We start from the raw sequence: 599 nt of genomic DNA on the forward strand, positions 1-599 counted from the left end.
CTGCACGTCGCCGACTCCTGGCGCCGCGGTCGCCGCGTCGACGCCCACTCGGTTCGGATCGTCTACGAAGGCTGGGTGCCGGCGGACTCCCCGAAGCCCCGGGTCACCGAGGTCGACGGCTCGACCGCCGAGGCGGCATGGAAGCCGATCGCCGAGGTGCTGGACGGCACCGTGCCGACGGTCGGGCTCGTGAACGAGGCCCTGTCGTCGTACCGGATCAGGCAGCGGCAGCGCGCCGCCGCCTACGCCTACGTCGTCCGCGACGGCGCGATCCTGTTGACCCGTACGTCCGACCTCGCGCCCGATCCGGGGACCTGGCACCTGCCCGGTGGCGGGATCGACCACGGCGAGACGCCGAGCGACACCGTGCGTCGCGAGCTGTGGGAGGAGTGCGGGCTCGAGGGTGAGGCGGACGACCTGCTGACGGTGCTCGACCACCACTTCACGGGTACGGCGCCCAATGGTCGCGCCGAGGACTTCCACGCGATCGGGATCATCTACCGCGCCACGGTGGGCGCCGGGGAACCCCGGGTCGTCGAACAAGGCGGTACGACGGACGCCGTGGCCTGGGTGCCGCTGGCCGACATCGAGGCCGGGAC

At 72.6% G+C, this 599-nt stretch carries 1 protein-coding gene; it reads left to right on the top strand.

From position 1 onward, the window contains the following. The coding region (locus tag ACOADB_RS21980) for an NUDIX hydrolase (RefSeq protein WP_378603594.1) at positions 1–599 on the top strand (599 nt) is incomplete at both ends.

The organism is Nocardioides sp. CPCC 206348, assembly GCF_048654705.1.
Classification (GTDB): domain Bacteria; phylum Actinomycetota; class Actinomycetes; order Propionibacteriales; family Nocardioidaceae; genus Nocardioides.